Raw genomic sequence first — 1,075 nt, 5'->3', positions numbered from 1 at the left:
GATACGGATGGTGCGCGCCTGGTCGGCGATGGAGCGGGTGATAGCCTGACGGATCCACCAGGTGGCGTACGTCGAGAACTTGTAGCCGCGGCGGTATTCGAACTTGTCTACCGCTTTCATCAGACCGATGTTGCCTTCCTGGATCAGATCGAGGAATTGCAGGCCGCGGTTGGTGTACTTCTTGGCGATCGAGATCACCAGACGCAAGTTGGCTTCAACCATCTCTTTCTTCGCGCGGCGGGCCTTGGCCTCACCGATCGACATGCGACGGTTGATGTCCTTGATTTCAGCGATGGTCAGACCGGTCTCGGTTTCCAGCGCGATCAGTTTCTGCTGGCAACGGATGATGTCCGGCTGTACACGACCAATGGCTTCGGCGTATTTGCTCTTGCCTTTGGCCAGGGCGTCGGACCAGCTTTCGTCGACTTCATTGCCCGGGAACTGACGCAGGAAGTCGGCGCGTGGCATACGTGCATCACGTACGCACAACTGCATGATCGCGCGCTCTTGCTGACGCAGACGATCCAGGGCACTGCGAACACGCTCGACCAGGGCTTCGAATTGCTTCGGCACCAGTTTGATCGGCATGAACAGCTCGGCCAGGGCCAGCAACTCGGCAATCGCTGCCTTGTTGTGACGACCGTGCTTTTTCAGGGCCTTGCGGGTGATTTCCATCTGATCGGACACAGCGCCGAAACGCTGGGCAGCGATGACCGGATCCGGACCGCTTTCGGCTTCTTCTTCGTCATCCGAAGCTTCAGCGTCATCGTCGTCGGTATCGTCGTCAGCCTTGGCGGCTTTCGCGTCGATCGGCGGTGGCACTTCGGCAGCCGGCGGCGCAATGCCGTCGTCCGGGTCGATGTAACCGCTCAAAACGTCGGACAGGCGACCACCTTCGGTGGTGACGCGAGTGTACTCGGAGAGAATGTGGTCAACCGTGCCAGGGAAGTGCGCGATTGCGCTCATCACTTCACGGATGCCTTCTTCGATCCGTTTGGCGATTTCGATTTCGCCTTCACGAGTCAGAAGCTCGACCGTACCCATTTCACGCATGTACATGCGCACTGGGTCTGTG

The 1,075-nt window shown here is 59.0% G+C and carries 1 protein-coding gene; it reads right to left on the bottom strand.

Annotated elements, in window-relative coordinates; all coding sequences use genetic code 11:
- A partial coding sequence (locus ACIOUG_RS18895) for a sigma-70 family RNA polymerase sigma factor (protein ID WP_401067658.1) occupies positions 1–1,075 on the bottom strand: 1,075 nt, incomplete at both ends.

This window comes from Pseudomonas sp. NPDC087803 (genome assembly GCF_044742995.1).
Lineage (GTDB): Bacteria > Pseudomonadota > Gammaproteobacteria > Pseudomonadales > Pseudomonadaceae > Aquipseudomonas.
This window is presented reverse-complemented; position numbering and strand designations above follow the sequence as displayed.